This window comes from Amnimonas aquatica (assembly GCF_002943415.1).
Lineage (GTDB): Bacteria > Pseudomonadota > Gammaproteobacteria > Pseudomonadales > Moraxellaceae > Perlucidibaca > Perlucidibaca aquatica_A.
Window position 1 is genome coordinate 1 of record NZ_PTQZ01000385.1, and the last position, 1,006, is coordinate 1,006.

Annotated in this window: 2 protein-coding genes; both read right to left on the reverse strand. The window is 66.5% G+C overall.

Annotated elements, in window-relative coordinates:
• Positions 1 to 262: 262 nt before the first annotated feature.
• Complete coding sequence (gene tadA / locus C5O18_RS10205; protein ID WP_105193515.1) at positions 263 to 787, reverse strand: tRNA adenosine(34) deaminase TadA; 525 nt, start codon at positions 785 to 787, stop codon at positions 263 to 265.
• On the reverse strand, positions 784 to 1,006 hold a 223-nt coding region (locus C5O18_RS10650), incomplete at its 5' end, for a hypothetical protein (RefSeq protein WP_478209700.1). The genes C5O18_RS10650 and tadA, both read right to left, overlap by 4 nt.

The following is a 1,006-nucleotide window of genomic DNA, read 5'->3' on the forward strand; positions in this document are numbered from 1 at the left end:
TGGCGACAACCGGAACAGCCACACCACCCAGCAGGCCGCCAGCGACGACTTCCTCGGCAGCGGAGGCAGTGTTGGCCACCAGGCCGGCGGATGCAAAGGCAAGAGCCAGAGCGATCTTCTTCATAACTTTACTCCATGTAACTTGTTGGGTTTCGAAAACTCACTGGCCGATGCTAGCCAATTCCTCATGACAAAACAACTACAATCTATCGTGTTGCTGGTGGCAACACGCCGCCAGCGCGCAATACATCACAAGCACTTTTTATGCCAGATCCACAGGCCCACGACCACGCCGCGCCCTGAAGAAACCTTGCAGCAACGCCGCCGATTCCGCCTCCAGCACCCCGCCCTGCCAGGCAAAGCGGTGGTTGAAGTAGCCGGCCTCGGGCGCCATGAGCCGGCGGGCGCTGTGCAGCGACCCGGCCTTGGGCTCGTGCGCACCATAAACGACACGAGCCACCCTGGCGTGCACAAGGGCGCCCACGCACATGGTGCAGGGCTCCAGCGTGACGTACAGGGTGCTGCCATCCAGACGATAATTGCCGAGTGTGGCAGCGGCGTGACGCAACACCCCGATTTCCGCATGCGCGGTCGGGTCACGCCCTGAAATGGGGCAGTTGTGCGCCTGCGCCAGCACGGTTTTGCCATCCGCCGCGACCAGCACGGCACCCACCGGCACCTCCCCGGCGGCGGCGGCCTGCCCGGCCTCGGCCAGCGCCAGGCGCATGAAGTGCTCGTCAGCGGCATCCGCCTGCCCGGCCACGGGGTCCTGCGACACGTCGGTCATGGCCTGCCGGCTCCCGGCGCGCGGCCCGCCTCACCGCCCGCCGCATCCGGCGGCAGGCGCGGAATGCCGGCGCGAATGGCTGCGGAGAAGTCATCATCCGCTCCGGTGGCGCGGGCACGCGCCGTGATGTCGGCCATGGCCTCCAGCTCGGACAGCGGGTAACGCGTGTCCAGCCCGCCATGATCGTAGGCGTAGCCATGCAGATAGCCGGACAGCAGC